The sequence below is a fragment of the Kytococcus sedentarius DSM 20547 genome, from assembly GCF_000023925.1.
Lineage (GTDB): Bacteria > Actinomycetota > Actinomycetes > Actinomycetales > Dermatophilaceae > Kytococcus > Kytococcus sedentarius.
Window position 1 is genome coordinate 1,357,734 of the sequence record NC_013169.1, and the last position, 15,744, is coordinate 1,373,477.

General features: G+C 72.0%; 14 protein-coding genes. 8 read left to right on the plus strand and 6 right to left on the minus strand.

Annotated elements, in window-relative coordinates:
• Positions 1–3 precede the first annotated feature (3 nt).
• The 8 genes from rapZ to KSED_RS06420 all read left to right on the plus strand — a co-directional run bounded on the left by rapZ (position 4) and on the right by KSED_RS06420 (position 7,068).
• Positions 4–984 (plus strand): RNase adapter RapZ, encoded by a 981-nt coding sequence (gene rapZ / locus KSED_RS06385; RefSeq protein ID WP_015779284.1) that lies wholly within the window; start codon positions 4–6, stop codon positions 982–984.
• Between the two features lie 49 nt (positions 985–1,033).
• On the plus strand, positions 1,034–2,074 hold the full coding sequence (locus tag KSED_RS06390) for a gluconeogenesis factor YvcK family protein (protein ID WP_015779285.1): 1,041 nt from the start codon (positions 1,034–1,036) through the stop codon (positions 2,072–2,074).
• 43 nt (positions 2,075–2,117) lie between these two features.
• On the plus strand, positions 2,118–3,155 hold the full coding sequence (gene whiA / locus KSED_RS06395; RefSeq protein ID WP_015779286.1) for a DNA-binding protein WhiA: 1,038 nt from the start codon (positions 2,118–2,120) through the stop codon (positions 3,153–3,155).
• Between the two features lie 141 nt (positions 3,156–3,296).
• Entirely contained in the window at positions 3,297–4,304 is a 1,008-nt protein-coding gene (gap, locus tag KSED_RS06400; RefSeq protein WP_015779287.1) for a type I glyceraldehyde-3-phosphate dehydrogenase, read from the plus strand.
• Positions 4,305–4,408: 104 nt separating this feature from the next.
• Positions 4,409–5,605 (plus strand): phosphoglycerate kinase, encoded by a 1,197-nt coding sequence (locus KSED_RS06405; protein ID WP_015779288.1) that lies wholly within the window; start codon positions 4,409–4,411, stop codon positions 5,603–5,605.
• The gene (gene tpiA, locus KSED_RS06410) at positions 5,602–6,393 is read left to right on the plus strand and encodes a triose-phosphate isomerase (protein WP_015779289.1); all 792 of its coding nucleotides are present in this window, start codon (positions 5,602–5,604) and stop codon (positions 6,391–6,393) included. Before KSED_RS06405 ends, tpiA begins: the two co-directional genes overlap by 4 nt.
• Before the next feature lie 29 nt (positions 6,394–6,422).
• A complete protein-coding gene (gene secG, locus KSED_RS06415; protein WP_015779290.1) occupies positions 6,423–6,656 on the plus strand; it encodes a preprotein translocase subunit SecG in 234 nt (77 codons plus the stop codon).
• Positions 6,657–6,714: 58 nt separating this feature from the next.
• A complete protein-coding gene (locus tag KSED_RS06420) occupies positions 6,715–7,068 on the plus strand; it encodes an RNA polymerase-binding protein RbpA (protein ID WP_015779291.1) in 354 nt (117 codons plus the stop codon).
• 25 nt (positions 7,069–7,093) lie between these two features.
• Here KSED_RS06420 and pgl read toward each other — a convergent pair whose 3' ends face one another.
• The 6 genes from pgl to tkt are packed head-to-tail and all read right to left on the minus strand — an operon-like array spanning position 7,094 to position 15,484.
• On the minus strand, positions 7,094–7,867 hold the full coding sequence (gene pgl / locus KSED_RS06425) for a 6-phosphogluconolactonase (protein WP_015779292.1): 774 nt from the start codon (positions 7,865–7,867) through the stop codon (positions 7,094–7,096).
• 2 nt (positions 7,868–7,869) lie between these two features.
• Positions 7,870–8,886 carry a glucose-6-phosphate dehydrogenase assembly protein OpcA gene (locus KSED_RS06430; protein WP_015779293.1) on the minus strand — a complete coding sequence of 339 codons (1,017 nt, stop codon included), beginning with the start codon at positions 8,884–8,886 and terminating at the stop codon, positions 7,870–7,872.
• A complete protein-coding gene (gene zwf / locus KSED_RS06435) occupies positions 8,883–10,430 on the minus strand; it encodes a glucose-6-phosphate dehydrogenase (RefSeq protein WP_015779294.1) in 1,548 nt (515 codons plus the stop codon). The genes KSED_RS06430 and zwf overlap by 4 nt, the downstream gene beginning before the upstream one ends.
• The gene (locus KSED_RS06440) at positions 10,427–12,169 is read right to left on the minus strand and encodes a phosphoglucose isomerase-related protein (RefSeq protein WP_015779295.1); all 1,743 of its coding nucleotides are present in this window, start codon (positions 12,167–12,169) and stop codon (positions 10,427–10,429) included. Before KSED_RS06440 ends, zwf begins: the two co-directional genes overlap by 4 nt.
• 16 nt (positions 12,170–12,185) lie before the next feature.
• Positions 12,186–13,349: a transaldolase gene (tal, locus tag KSED_RS06445; protein ID WP_015779296.1), complete on the minus strand. Its 1,164-nt coding sequence runs from the start codon at positions 13,347–13,349 to the stop codon at positions 12,186–12,188.
• Between the two features lie 2 nt (positions 13,350–13,351).
• On the minus strand, positions 13,352–15,484 hold the full coding sequence (gene tkt, locus KSED_RS06450; protein WP_015779297.1) for a transketolase: 2,133 nt from the start codon (positions 15,482–15,484) through the stop codon (positions 13,352–13,354).
• Between the last annotated feature and the right edge of the window lie 260 nt (positions 15,485–15,744).

The following is a 15,744-nucleotide window of genomic DNA, read 5'->3' on the forward strand; positions in this document are numbered from 1 at the left end:
CCCATGACGACTCCCTCCACCCGGACCGGGGCCCGGGTCTGGCAGGCGCCCCGCACCCAGTTGCTCACCGAGCTCATCCAGCGCGCCGAACGGGGGCCTTCCCAGCCCCCGGACGGCGACCCGCGGGACATCATGATCGTCTCCGGCATGTCCGGGGCCGGCCGCACCACCACCACGAACGTCCTGGAGGACATGGGCTGGTACGTGGTGGACAACCTGCCGCCCCAGCTCGTTCCGGCTCTGGCCGACCTCGCCGCCCGGCTGCGCAGCCAAGGGCGCGACATCCCGCCCCTGGCCGTGGCATGCGACGTGCGCAGCGAGGCCCTGATGGGGGACCTCGCCGCGGCGATGGCGCAGTTGCGCGAAGCGGACTGGAAGCCGTGGCTGATGTTCCTGGAGGCCACCGACGCCGAGCTGGTCCGGCGCTTCGAGTCCGTGCGCCGCCCGCACCCGGTGCAGGGGACCGGTCGCCTCCTCGACGGCATCCGCACCGAGCGCCGCATGCTGGGCGCGCTGCGCGCCGCGGCCGACGTCGTCATCGACACCAGTGCCCTGAACGTCCACCAGCTCAGCGCCCGCATCAGCCGCTTGGTCAAGCCCTGGGAGGACGTGCCCCACGTCTCGGTCATGAGCTTCGGCTTCAAGTACGGGCTGCCCCTGGACGCCGACATCGTGCTCGACCTGCGCTTCCTGCCCAATCCCTACTGGGTGCCCGAGCTGCGCGCCCACAACGGCACCGACGCCCCGGTCCGCGACTTCGTGCTGAGCCAGCCCGGCGCTGCGGACTTCGTCGAGCGAGCCCTGGCGATGTTCGAGCCGATGGTGGAGGGCTACCGCCGGGAGCACCGCCGGTTCGTCACCCTGGCCATCGGGTGCACCGGGGGGAAGCACCGTTCGGTGGCCATTACCGACGAGATCGCCCGCCGCCTGCAGGCCACCGAGGTCTCTGCAGTGAGCCTGCACCGCGACCTGGGGCGGGAGTGATGCGCCATGCCCCTCGCACCGAACCCGTCCCCCGAGGAGGAGTGAGCCGATGGCCGAGCTGATGTCCGGCACCCGGACGGCCCTGACCGGGTCGCTCCAGATGCCACCCCGCGTCGTGGCCCTGGGCGGAGGGCACGGTCTGTACGCCACCCTGACCGCCCTGCGCCACCTGACCCGCGACCTCACCGCGGTGGTCACCGTCGCCGACAACGGCGGGTCCAGCGGTCGACTGCGTGATGACTACGGCACCATCCCACCCGGTGACCTCCGGATGGCACTGGCGGCCCTCTGCGACGACTCGGAGAAGGGACAGGCCTGGCGCGAGCTGCTGCAGCACCGCTTTGCGCGGTCGCGCCGCCATGGCGAGCAGGAGCCCGATCTCGCCCAGCTGGCGGGCGAGCTCGAGGGCCACGCGCTGGGGAACCTGCTCATCCTGACCGCCTGGAACCGGCTGGGCGGCCCGGTCGAGGGGCTGAGTGCCCTCGGCAAGCTCATCGGCGCCCGGGGCCGCGTCCTCCCCATGTCCGAGCACCCCCTGGGCATCGAGGCGACCGTCCGCGGCAACGACCCGCAGGACCCGCTGGCCCGCGAGGTGGTCGTCGGCCAGAAGGAGGTCGCCCGCAGCCAGGGGTACGTGGAGAAGGTGCGCCTCACGCCCGAAACCGCCGCTGCGGAGCCCCAGGCGGTCCAGGAGGTGCTGGCCGCGGACTTCGTGGTCCTGGGCCCGGGGTCTTGGTACACCTCGGTGATGCCGCACCTGCTGCTCCCGGAGCTCCGGGACGCCATCGTCCAGACCTCCGCCCGCCGGGTGCTGACGATGAACATCGACAGCACGGGGGAGAACCAGGGCCGCTCGCCCGCTGAGCAGGTGGCGGCCGTGCTGGAGAACGCACCGGGCTTCGTGCCCAACGTGGTGCTGGTGCACCAACAGCAGGTGGCGGACCCCGAGGACCGGCACGCGCTGGAGGCGCTGGTGCGTGAGTCCGACGGGGAGGTGCACGTGACCGACCTCGTGAGCCGCACCCGCCCGGGCGTGCACGACGTGTTGCGCCTGGCGACGGCCTACCAGGACCTCTTGCACCTGGGATGACGGCGACCGGGACCCACTCGCCGGCCGTGGGAACATGGAACACATGGCCATGACCGCATCCCTCAAGGACGAGCTGTCACGCGTCGTCGTGCCCACCGCCGAGGCCCGCAAGGCGGAGGTGTCCTCCCTGCTGCGCTTCGCCGGTGCCCTCCACCTGGTCGGTGGCCGGGTCGTCATCGAGGCCGAGGTGGACACGGCCAGCGCCGCCCGCCGCACCCGGGCGGCCATCAGCGAGCTCTACGGCCACGACAGCGAGCTGCTGGTGCTCAGCGCCGGTGGGTTGCGTCGCACGACCCGCTACGTGGTCCGCGTGGTCGAGGGTGGGCAGTCGCTCGCCCGCCAGACGGGCCTCCTCGACACCCAGGGGCGGCCGGTCCGGGGCCTGCCCGCGCGGGTGGTGCGCGGCCCCGTCGCCGCCGCCGAGGCTGCGTGGCGCGGAGCCTTCCTGGCGCGCGGTTCCCTCACCGAGCCCGGCCGGTCCTCGAGCCTCGAGGTGACCTGCCCCGGGCCGGAGGCCGCCCTCGCCCTGGTCGGGGCCGCCCGCCGGCTCGACATCGCGGCGAAGTCCCGCGAGGTGCGCGGCGTGGACCGCGTGGTGGTGCGCGACGGCGACGGGATCAGCGCCCTGCTCACCCGCATGGGGGCCCACGATGCGGTGCTGGCCTGGGAGGAGCGCCGGATGCGGCGAGAGGTCCGCGGGACCGCCAACCGGTTGGCCAACTTCGACGACGCGAACCTGCGCCGCTCGGCGCGCGCCGCCGTGGCCGCCAGTGCCCGGGTGGCCCGCGCCATGGAGCTCCTCGGCGACGAGGTGCCAGAGCACCTGCGCGTGGCCGGGACGCTCCGCATGGAGCACAAGCAGGCCTCCCTGGAGGAGCTCGGACAGCTGGCGACACCGCCGCTGACCAAGGACGCCGTGGCCGGGCGGATCCGCCGTCTGCTGGCCATGGCCGACCGCCGTGCGGCCGAGCTGGGCGTGGACGACACCCGGGTCACGATCAGTGAGGCGGAGGTCGACGCCCTGCTCTCCGACGAGGCCGCCCCGGACGTGGCGCAGGCCACCGACACCCCGCAGGACTGATCCCGCCGCGTGGCGTAGATTGGCGGGCGAACGCCGATTGCAGTGCCGCATCGGACCCTCCGGGGACGAGTGCGTACGGGTGCCGCGAGCGTCCGGGATGCGCGCCCGCCCCGTCTCCAGAAGTCATCGGAAGGACGCACCATGACCGTTCGTGTGGGAATCAACGGCTTCGGCCGCATCGGACGCAACTTCGCCCGCGCTGCCCTGGCCTCCGAGGCCGACATCCAGATCGTCGGCGTGAACGACCTGACCGACAACCAGACCCTGGCCCACCTGTTGAAGTACGACTCGGTGCTCGGCCCCATGCGCGAGGAGGTCACCTGCGACGAGGAGTCGATCACGGTCGACGGACACCGCATCGCCGCCACCTCCATCGACGACCCCGAGCTGCTGCCGTGGGGTGAGATCGGCGCGGACGTCGTCATCGAGGCCACCGGGCGCTTCACCGATGCCCAAGGAGCGCACGAGCACATCGACGCCGGCGCCAAGAAGGTCGTCATCAGCGCCCCGGGCAAGGGCGTGGACGCCACGCTCGTGTTGGGCGTCAACGAGGGCGACTACGACCCCGAGAAGCACCACGTGCTGTCCATGGCCTCCTGCACCACGAACTGCCTGGCGCCGATGGTCAAGGTGCTGGACTCCGAGTTCGGGATCGTCAGCGGCCTGATGACCACGGTCCACGCCTACACGGCCGACCAGAACCTGCAGGACGGCCCTCACAAGGACCTCCGTCGCGCCCGCGCCGCCGCCCTGAACGTGGTGCCCACCAAGACCGGTGCGGCCAAGGCCATCTCCACCGTGCTGCCGCACCTGGAGGGCAAGCTCGACGGCTTCGCCTTCCGCGTGCCGGTCCCCACCGGCTCGATCACCGACCTCACGGTCCGCCTCGAGAAGCAGGCCACCGTGGAGGAGCTCAACGCCGCCTTCAAGAAGGCCGCCGAGGCCGAGCTCAAGGGCTACCTCGAGTACTCCGAGGAGGACCTGGTCTCCTCCGACATCGTCACCAACCCGGCGAGCTGCATCTACGACGCCGGGCTCACCCGCGTGCAGGGCGACCAGGTCAAGATCGCCGGCTGGTACGACAACGAGTGGGGCTACTCCAACCGTCTGGTGGACCTCTGCGAGCTGCTCGGCCGCACCCTCGACTGACCCGTTTCACACCCGGCGGGGCCGTCCGGCAGGATAGCCCCGCCGGGCGCTGTGCCCCACACCTGCCCGCTGAGTGATCAACGACGATCCCGAAAGGCCACACCGTGCGCACCATCGACGATCTGGGGGACCTGCGCGGACAGCGCGTCCTCGTCCGCTCCGACCTGAACGTGCCGCTGGACGGCACCACCATCACCGATGACGGACGGCTGGTCGCCTCGGCCCCGACGCTGAAGAAGCTGTCCGATGCGGGCGCGAAGGTCGTCGTCGTGGCGCACCTGGGCCGCCCGAAGGGCGAGCCGGACCCGCAGTATTCGTTGGAGTCGCTGGTGGGCCGCCTCTCGGAGCTGGTGGGCCGCGAGGTCGCCTTCGCCGGCGACACGGTGGGCGAGAAGGCCCGCGCGGCCGTCGAGGCGCTGGGGGAGGGCGACATCGTCCTGCTGGAGAACCTGCGCTTCAACGCCGGTGAGACCAGCAAGGACGCCACCGAGCGCACCGAGTTCGCCCGCCAGCTCGCCGAGCTCGCCGACCGCTACGTCTCCGACGGGTTCGGCGTGGTCCATCGCGCGCAGGCCAGCGTCCACGAGATCGCCCAGTTGCTCCCGGCGGCAGCCGGCGGCCTGGTGCAGACCGAGGTCGAGGTGATGCAGCAGCTCACCGAGTCGCCCGAGCGTCCCTACGCCGTGGTCCTGGGCGGTGCCAAGGTCAGCGACAAGCTCGGCGTCATCGACAACCTCATCGGCACCGCCGACCGCCTGCTGATCGGCGGGGGCATGGTCTTCACCTTCCTGGCGGCCCAGGGCCACGAGGTCGGCAAGAGCCTGCTGGAGGCCGACCAGGTCGAGGCCTGCAAGGGCTACCTGGAGCAGGCCGAGGCCCAGGGCGTCGAGATCGTCCTGCCCACCGACGTGGTGGCCGCCACCGAGTTCTCCGCCGAGGCCGACCACGAGGTCGTGGGCGTCGACGCCATCGCCGCCGACCGGATGGGGCTGGACATCGGCCCCGCGTCCGCGCGCCTGTTCGCCGAGAAGCTGTCCGACTGCCGCACCGTGTTCTGGAACGGCCCCATGGGCGCCTTCGAGATGGAGCCCTACGCCGCCGGCACGCAGGCCGTGGCGCAGGCCCTGGTGGACATCACCCGCGACGGCGCCCTGACCGTGGTCGGCGGCGGCGACTCCGCGGCCGCCGTCCGCCAGCTCGGGTTCGCCGACGAGGACTTCGGCCACATCTCCACCGGCGGCGGGGCCTCGCTGGAGTACCTCGAGGGCAAGGAGCTCCCGGGCCTGGCGGTGCTGGCATGACCGAGCGCCTCCCGCTGATCGCGGGCAACTGGAAGATGAACCTCGACCACCTGCAAGCCACCCACCTGGTGCAGAAGCTCGACTGGGTGCTGCGGGACGCCTCGCACAGCTTCGATGCGGTGGAGGTGGCAGTCTTCCCGCCGTTCACGCACCTGCGCAGCGTCGAGACGCTGATCATGGCCGACAAGCTCGACATCAAGCTCGGGGCCCAGGACCTCTCGGAGCACGCCTCCGGCGCGCACACCGGAGACATCTCCGGCGGCATGCTGGCCAAGCTCGGCTGCGAGTTCGTCATCGTGGGCCACTCCGAGCGCCGCGAGCACCACGCGGAGACCGATGCGGTGGTGCACCTGAAGGTCAAGGCCGCCCTGGCGGCCGGGCTGGCCCCCATCGTCTGCGTGGGGGAGTCCTCCGAGACGCGTGCGGCCGGCGAGCACCTGGCCTTCGTCACCCGGCAGGTCGCCGCGGCCCTGGAGGGCCTGTCCGCCGAGGAGCTCGCCCACGCCGTCATCGCCTACGAGCCCGTCTGGGCGATCGGCACCGGCGAGGTGGCCTCCAGCGCCGACGCGCAGGAGGTCTGTGCAGCGATCCGCGAGCAGGTCGCGCACACCCACGGGGCGGAGCTGGCCGCGGGGATGCGCGTGCTCTACGGCGGGTCGGTCAAGCCGACGAACATCGCCGAGATCATGGACGAGGCCGACGTGGACGGCGCCCTGGTCGGCGGCGCCTCGCTCACCGCCGAGGAGTTCGCCTCGATCGTCCGCTTCCGGTCCCACCACGGCCGCTGACACACCGGACCGGTTGTTACCCTTCGCCCATGGACATCATCCGCCTCCTCCTCGACGGAGCGCTCGTGATCACGAGCCTCTTCCTCGTGCTGCTCATCCTCATGCACAAGGGGCGGGGCGGTGGTCTGTCGGACATGTTCGGTGGTGGCATCTCCGCCACCGGCGGGTCCTCCACGGTGGCCGAGCGCAACCTCAACCGCATCACCGTCGGCATGGCGGTCGCGTGGTTCGCCACCGTGGTGGCCCTGGGCATCATCAAGTAAGGCACGAGCGCACCGCCCGGCGCGTCGCGCCGGATGGGTACGACGACAGGAGTTCCGCATGGTGACCGGTGGACAAGCCATCCGTGGCACGAGGGTCGGCTCCGGGCCGATGGGGGAGATGGAACGCGGGGAGGACGCTCCGGGCACCGACGTGACCTTCCACTGCTCCAAGGGCCACACCACCACGGTGCGCTTCTCGGCGGAGACCGACGCCGAGCTCCCCGAGCAGTGGGACTGCATCCGGTGCGGCCTGCCTGCGGGGACCGACCCGGCGAACCCACCGGACCCCCCCAGCATCACGCCCTACAAGACACACCTGGCCTACGTGCAGGAGCGCCGGGACGACGCCGCGGGCGCTGCCCTGCTCGACGAGGCGCTCGGCAAGCTGCGCGAGCAGCGCGGCACCGCCTGAGCCCGACGGCCCCGCTCAGCCCGGCTCAGCCACCCAGTCGGGAGGCCGCGGCCTCGTCGAGGAACCAGCGCGTCGCGGAGCGACCGGTGGCCCAGCCGGCGGGCACGTCCAAGGGCTCACCCTCGAGGTCCTCCACCGCGGCGTCCACGTGCTCCGGGTACACCTCCACGGCTGCGGCCAGGGCCTCGGCCTTGCCCTCGCCACTGGCCACCAGCCACACCTGGTCGGCGGAGCGGATCACCTCCATCGTGAACGACACCCGCAGCGGGGGCGGCTTGGGGGAGTCGTCCACGGCCGTGGTCCACACCCCGGTGGCCGCGGAGTCCGGGTGCCCCGGGAACAGCGAGGCGACGTGGGCGTCGGGACCGACCCCGAGCATCACGACGTCCAGCACCGGCAGCCCGTCGCGCTGGGCGATGACCTGCATCTGCTCGGCGTAGTCCGCCGCAGCGTCCTCCGCGCCCAGCCGGTCCGGCTCCACGTCGAGCACCGGCGCCGCGACCACGTGGAAGCGAGCGTCCGCCAGCGGCACGGCCCCCATCGCGTCACGCACCTGCACGGCGTTGCGCTCGGCGTCGCCCGCGGGCAGGTGGCGCTCGTCGCTGAACCACCAGTGGACGCCGGAGAAGTCGGCCTGGCCAGCACCCCACCGGCGACCGATCTCAGCGGCGACGGCCACCCCCATCGAGCCCCCGGTGAGGCCCACGTGGACGGGGTCGCGCGTGCCTGCCAGCTCGACGAGGGCGTCGACGACGGCGGCAGCGTTCGCCTCCTGCGAGGCAGCGATGTGCAGGTCCATGGTCAGGAGTCCTTGGGCTGGGTGAGGCCCGTCCGCTCGGCCTCGAGGGCCCCGGCGGTGTCCAGGGCCTTGCCGGAGCGGTAGGCCTCGCTGGCGGTGGTCTGAGTGACGTCGACCTTCTTGACGCTCGAGAGCACGCGCTCGTAGACGTCGTCGATGTCGAGCCGGTGCAGTTCGGCCGAGAGGCTCTGCGCCATGGTGCTGTGCGGCAGGGTCACCCGTCGGGGCAGCTTGCCCGGTGCCAGCAGCAGGGCGCTGTCGTCGTCCACGCGCACCAGGTCGATCGGCCCGGAGGCGCGGTCCATGCGCACCGACATCACGCCCTCCCCAGGACGCGACCGTGCGCGCGTGACGGGGCACTTCAGGGCCATCCCGAGCCACAGGCCCAGGAGGTCCACCCGCGGGCTGTCGGAGCCGCCGGTGACCGTCACCGAGGTGACCTGCTCGAAGGGCGGCTCGTCCAGGGCGGCGGCCAGCAGGGCCCGCCAGCGCGTCACGCGCGTCCACGCGATGTCGGTGTCGCCCGGCTCGTAGCTGGAGGCCATGCGCGAGAGCGTGGTGGAGGGGTTGCCCGCCTCGGCCATGGTCGTGATGCGGCGGCTGGCGACCTGGGCCACCGGGGACTCGTGGAACTTCTTCGGCGGGGCACCGGGCCACCAGGCCACGATGGGGGAGTCCGGCAACAGCAGGGGCAGCAGGACGGCGTGCTCGTGGCGCACCAGCTCGCCGTAGAGCCGCAGCACCACGATCTCGCTGGCGCCCGCATCGCCGCCGAGGCGGATCTGGGCGTCCAGGCGGGCCTTGCCGCGGGCGTTGCCCTTCACCAGCACGATGATGCGGCTGGGGTGCTGGCGCGTGGCCGCGGTGGCCACCTCGAGCACCTGGTTCACCCGGTCCTCGTCGGTGACCACGGCCAGGCTGAGCACCCGGCCCAGCGCCATCGCGCCCTGGTCAGTGCGGATGCGGACGAGCTCGCGGGCGAGCGTCCGTGCGGAGACGTCGGGGTAGTCGAGGATCACGGGAGCCTCCAGGAGCGTCCGTCGGCGGCCATCATCGCGTCACTCGCGGCCGGTCCCCAGGTGCCGGCGGCGTACTGCTCCGGTCGCTCGGCCTGCGGGGAGGCCCAGCGGGCGGTCACCGGGTCCAGGATGCGCCAGGACAGCTCGACCTCCTCGTGCCGGGGGAACAGCGGCGGCTCGCCCAGCAGGACGTCCAGGATCAACCGCTCGTAGGCCTCGGGGGAGGACTCGGTGAAGGCGTTGCCGTACCCGAAGTCCATCGTCACGTCGCGCACCTCCATCTGCGGTCCGGGCACCTTCGAGCCGAAGCGCATGGTCACGCCCTCGTCGGGCTGCACCCGGATCACGATGGCGTTCTGCCCCAGCTCCTCGGTGGCGGTGTGGCTGAACGGCAGGTGCGGGGCGCGCTTGAAGACCACGGCGATCTCGCTGACCCGCTTGCCCAGCCGCTTGCCGGCCCGCAGGTAGAAGGGCACACCGGCCCAGCGACGGGTGTCCACCGCGAGCTTCAGCGCGGCGTAGGTCTCCGTGACCGAGCCGTCGGCCACACCCTCCTCCTGGAGGTAGCCCCCGACCTTCTCGTTGCCCTGCCAGCCCGCGGCGTACTGCCCCCGCACGGCGGCGTCGTCGACGCTCCCGGCCAGGCTGGTGGAGGCCAGCACCTTCTCCTTCTCCATGCGCAGGTGGCGCGCGTCGAAGCTGGTGGGCTCCTCCATCGCGGTCAGCGCCATGAGCTGCAGCAGGTGGTTCTGAATGACGTCGCGGGCCGCGCCGACGCCGTCGTAGTACCCGGCGCGTCCCCCGATGCCGATGTCCTCGGCCATCGTGATCTGCACGTGGTCCACGTAGTTGGCGTTCCAGATCGGCTCGAACATCTGGTTGGCAAAGCGCAGCGCCAGAATGTTCTGGACCGTCTCCTTGCCCAGGTAGTGGTCGATGCGGAAGATCGAGTCCGGCGGGAAGACCTCCTCCACGATGGCGTTGAGCTCCCGCGCGGACTTCTCGTCGTGCCCGAAGGGCTTCTCGATCACCACGCGGCGCCAAGAGCCCTCCTCGGGGGTGGAGAGCCCTGCGGCCTGGAGCTGCTGGCACACCTCGGCGAAGAAGCGGGGCGGGATGGAGAGGTAGAAGGCACGGTTGCCCCCGGTGCCGCGCAGCTCGTCGAGCTCCTCCAGCACCCCGCGCAGCTCGTCGTAGGCGCCCTCGTCGTCGAAGGTGCCGGCGACGAAGCGCGTGCCTTGCTGGAGCTGCTTCCACACGTCCTCGTCGAAGGGCGTGCGGCAGTGCTCCATGACCGCCTTCCTCACCTCGGCGTCGAAGTCCTGCCCGTCCCAGTCGCGGCGTGCGAAGCCCACCAGGGAGAAGCCCGAGGGCAGCAGCCCCCGGTTGGCAAGGTCGTAGATGGCCGGCAGCAGCTTCTTGCGGGCCAGGTCGCCGGTCACCCCGAAGAGCACCAGCGCGCTGGGCCCGGCGATGCGGGGGAGCCGCTTGTCGTCGTCCGCCCGCAGCGGGTTGTGGTCGGCCGTGACGCGTGCCGGGCTCATGCGTCGTTCTCGGGGTGCTGGAGCGCCTCGACGACGGCGGCGTAGCCCGCATCGGTCAGGGCGTCCAGGCGGAGCACCGGGCGGTCGAGCCCGGCCAGCACCTGGGCGTCGCCGGTGGCCTGCGCGGCCAGCAGCTCGCCGAGGGTGAAGTCCTTGCCGGGAACACCCAGGTCCCGGTCCTCGGGGACGGCGCGCGTGACCTGCAGGTACACCCCATCGGCCGGTCCACCCTTGTGGAACTGCCCGGTCGAGTGGAGGAAGCGGGGGCCCCACCCGATGGTGACGGGCCGGCCCGTCGCGCGGGCGAGGGCCTCCTGTGCCGGCGCGGCCTCGTCGGCGTGGGCCCAGCGGTCCACGTAGGACATGACCGCCAGGTAGCCGCTGGGACCGACCTGCGCCAGGAGCGCCTGCACCGCCTGCCGCACGCTGGCCGCATCGCCCAAGAAGTCGGCGCCGGGGGAGCGGACCTCCACCTCGCTGGCGGTGAACACCGGAGCGTCGGCGGCGGTGCCCTCGCCGGACATCTGCTCGCGGGCGGCCTCCTTGGCGCTCTCCACGTCCGGCTGGTCGAAGGGGTTGATGCCCAGCAGGTAGCCGGCCACCGCCGTGGCGGTCTCCCACAACAGGAAGTGGGCGCCGAGCGAGCCGCCCACGTTCACCACCGCGGCAGGGTGGTCGGTGTCGACCGGCTGGGCGTCCTCACCCTCCAGGTCGTCGTCGCGCTCGTCCACCTCGTCGCCGATGATGCGGGCGATCGTCACGTCGGGGGAGTCGGCCCAGCGGTGCGCCAGCGGCTCCTCGCCGAGGGTGGCCGGGACGTCCACCACCGGCAGCACACCGGTGCCCTCCTTGCCCGTGGACTCGGCGATGAGCTGCTCGGCCCAGTCACCCAGACCGCGGATCCAGGTGCCGGCCTCGGTGATGACCAGCACGTCGCGGCGCGGGGCGGCCGACTCGCCCGCCTGCCCCGCCGGCCCCGCCTGTCCGGCGAGGACGGCGCCGAGGCGCAGGGCCGGGTTGCCGTCGTCGTCCAGGGCCAGCACGTCGGCCACGGCCTCGGCCTCGTCGAGCAGGGCGGCCACGTCCACGCCCGCCAGGGCGCTGGGCACCAGCCCGAAGGCGGTGAGGGCCGAGTAGCGCCCGCCCACCTCCGGGTCGGCGTTGACCACGTCGTACCCGTCGGCGCGGGACATCTCGTCCAGCGGCGACCCGGGGTCGGTGACCACCACCATGTGCTCGGTCGGCTCCAGGCCGGCCTCGGTGAACGCGTCCACGAAGACGCGCCGCTGCGAGTCGGTCTCGGCCGTGGAGCCGCTCTTGGAGGAGACGACCACCACGGTGCGGGCCAGGTCCTGCGGGCTGCCGATGGCGGCGGCCACCATCGACGGGTCGGAGGAGTCGCAGACCACCAGCTCCTTGCGGGCGGTGCCGGCGATCACCTCCGGGGCCAAGGACGACCCACCCATGCCGCACAGCACCACGCGGTCGCACCCGCGTCGGGCGTAGCGGTCGGCGAGGGTCTCCACCTCGCCGATCAGCGCCCGGCTGGTGCGGTGCAGGTCCACCCAGCCGAGGCGCTTCGCGGCCTCCTCCTGGGCCCGAGGACCCCACAGGGTGGCGTCCTTGGCCGCGATGCGGCTGGCCACCTCGTCGGCGACCAGGCGCTGCACGTGCTCACCGATGGCGTCGGCGGCCGGCCCGGTGGCGTCGACGATGATCTCGCTGGAGCGTTCCAACATGGGTGGTTCCTCCCTCTCAGGCCGTGGCGGCGTCGAGCTGCTCGGTGACGGACTCCAGCAGGTCCGCCCACGCGTCGGTGAACTTCTCGACGCCCTCGCGCTCCAGGACCTCGACGACCTCCTGGTAGCGGATGCCCAGCGCCTCGAGGGCGTTGAGCACCTCGGCGGACTCCTCGTAGGTGCCCTGGACGGTGTCGCCGGTGACCTCCGCGTGGTCGGCGACGGCCTCCAACGTCGCGCCCGGCATCGTGTTGACGGTGTTCGGGGCCACCAGCTCGGTCACGTACAGCGTGTCCGGCAGCGACTCGTCCTTCACCGAGGTGGAGGCCCAGAGCGGACGCTGGACGTTCGCCCCCGCATCGGACAGGTTGGCCCAGCGCGGGGTGGAGAACACCTCGTCGTAGGCCTGGTAGGCCAGGCGGGCGTTCGCCAGCGCGGCCCGGCCCTTGAGCTCGGCGGCCCGGGGGTCGTCGAGCTCCGTCAGGCGCTTGTCCACCTCGGCGTCCACGCGGGAGACGAAGAAGCTCGCCACCGAGTGGATGCTGGAGAGGTCGCGCCCCGCCTCACGGGCCTGCTCGAGACCGGTCAGGTAGGCGTTCATGACCCCGCGGTAGCGGTCCAGGGAGAAGATCAACGTCACGTTCACGCTGATGCCCTGGGCGATCACCTGGGTGATGGCGGGCAGACCCTCGACGGTGGCCGGGATCTTGATGAGCAGGTTGGGTCGGTCGATGGTGGCCCACAGCCGCTCGGCCATCTCGACGGTCGCGGCGGTGTCGGCGGCCATGCGCGGGTCCACCTCGATGGAGACGCGGCCGTCCTGACCGCCGGTCCGGTCGTACACCGGGCGCAGCAGGTCGCAGGCCTCGGCCACGTCGGTGGTGGTGATGCGGTAGACCGCCTCGTCGACGTCCACGCCCTCGGCGGCGAGCTCGCGCACCTGCTCGTCGTAGTCGGCGGCCTCGGAGAGGGCCTTGGAGAAGATGGACGGGTTGGTGGTCACGCCGACCACCGCGCGGGTGTCGAGCAGCTTCTGCAGCTCGCCCTCGCGGACCATCGGGCGGGACAGGTCGTCGAGCCAGATGGAGACACCCTGGGCGGAGAGGTCCCGCACCGGCTGCGGGGCGTCCGGGAAGTCGAGCGTCGTGACCTTGCTGGCCTCGGGGGTGGTGTGCGTCATGCTCACTGTCCTTCCACGATCTTCAGGGACTTCTTGGCCGCGGCCACCGTGGCCTCGGGGGTGATGCCGAACTTCTCGTAGAGCACCTCGTACGGCGCGGAAGCACCGAAGTGCTCCAGCGAGACGGCCTGACCGGCGTCGCCGAGGATGTCCCACCAGGACATCGCGATGGCCGCCTCGACCGAGACGCGGGCGCGGACGCTCGGGGGGATGACCTCGTCGCGGTAGGCCTGGTCCTGCTTCGCGAACCACTCACGGCAGGGCATGGAGACCACTCGGGTGCCGATGCCCTCGGACTGCAGCTGCTCGCGGGCCTCCAGGGCGATCTGCACCTCGGAGCCGGTCGCGACGATGAGGACCTTCAGCTCGCCCTCGGCGTCGGCGAGCGTGTAGCCGCCCTGCGCGACCCCCTCGGCGGAGGCGAACTGCTCCCGGTCGATGTGGGGGAGCTCCTGGCGCGTCAGCGCCAGCGCCGCCGGGTGGTCCACGTGGCCCAGGATGGTGCGCCAGGCCACGGCGGTCTCGTTCGCGTCGGCCGGCCGCACCACATCGAGGTCGGGGATGGCGCGCAGCGCGGCGAGGTGCTCGATCGGCTGGTGGGTGGGGCCGTCCTCACCCAGGCCGATGGAGTCGTGCGTCCACACGTAGGTGACCGGGGCCTCCTGGATGGCCGCAAGGCGCACGGCCGGCCGCATGTAGTCGCTGAAGGTCAGGAAGGTGCCGCCGTAGGGGCGGGTCAAGCCCTCCAGCGCCATGCCGGTCAGTGCCATGCCCATGGCGTTCTCGCGGATGCCGAAGTGCAGGGTGCGGCCGTACTTGTTGCCGGAGAACATGTTCGTGGACTTGCCCTCGGGCACGAAGCTCGGGACGTTGTCCATCGTGGTGTTGTTCGAGCCGGCGAGGTCGGCCGAGCCGCCCCAGAGCTCGGGCATGATCTCCGCCAGCGCGTTGAGCACCTGGCCGGAGGCCTTGCGGGTGGCCATCGGCTTGTCGTCGGCGGACCAGGTGGGGAAGGCCTCCGCGAAGCCCTCGGGGAGCTCCTGGGCCACCAGGCGGTCCAGCAGCGTGGCGTTCTCGGGGTTGGCCTCGCGCCAGGCCTGGTAGCCCTTGTCCCACTCGGCGTGGGCCGCCGCGCCGCGGTCGACGACCTTGCGGACGTGGTTCAGGACCTCGTCCTCCTCAGGGAAGTGCACCTCGGGGTCGAAGCCGAGCAGCTCCTTGGTGGCCGCCACCTCGTCGGCGCCCAGCGCCGAGCCGTGGGCCGCACCGGTGTCGCGCTTGTTCGGCGCCGGCCAGCCGATGATCGTCCGCAGCTTGATGAGGGTCGGCTTGCCGTCGGCCTGCTTCGAGGCCTCCAGGGCCGCGTACAGGGCGTCGACGTTCTCGGTGTAGGGCTCGCTGACCCGCCAGTCGACCGTCACGGTGTTCCAGCCGTAGGCCTCGTAGCGCTTGGCCACGTCCTCCGAGAACGAGATGTCGGTGTCGTCCTCGATGGAGATCTCGTTGTCGTCGTAGATCACCGTGAGGTTCTCGAGCTCCTGGTGACCGGCCAGCGAGGAGGCCTCGGAGGTCACGCCCTCCATGATGTCGCCGTCGGAGGCGATGACCCACACGTGGTGGTCGAAGGGAGAGGTCAGGGGGGCCGCGTCGGGGTCGAGCATCCCGCGCTGGCGGCGCTGCGCCATCGCCATGCCCACCGCGGTGGCCAGACCGGAGCCGAGCGGGCCGGTGGTGGCCTCGACGCCGGTGGTGTGGTGCACCTCGGGGTGGCCGGGGGTCTTGGACTCGAAGGTGCGCAGGGCCTTGAGGTCGCCCATCTCCAGGCCGTAGCCGGAGAAGTACAGCTGGATGTACTGCGTGAGGCACGAGTGGCCCGCCGAGAGCACGAAGCGGTCGCGGCCCAGCCAGTCCGGGTCACTCGGGTCGTGGCGCATCACCTGCTGGTAGAGCAGGTAGGCCACCGGGGCGAGCGACATGGCGGTACCGGGGTGCCCGCTGCCGCACTTCTCCACCGCGTCGGCCGCGAGGACGCGGGCGGTGTCGACCGCGCGAACGTCGGTGGCGCTCCAACCGACCTTCTCGATGATGGGGTCCGCGAGCTGGCTGTCGCGGGAGGGCTGGGTGGACTCGGTCACGCTGCACTCCTTCAGGTGGAACCGCGCGTGTGGATCGCCAACCGCAGCTGGCGGCCCACGACGCACGGGGCGTACACAGGCCCGCACGTCGTCGAGCGGCCTCTTGCCCCAACCCTATGCCGAAGCCGCGCATTCCGGCAGCGGGATCGGCCGGGCCGCGCGAGGTGGTCGGGCCGCACGAGCCGCCGCGGCCCCATCGGCCATGGGCGCGGCATGGCAGCACGAACAACGACGCCGCGTCGCAGATGGGCAAGGGGCAG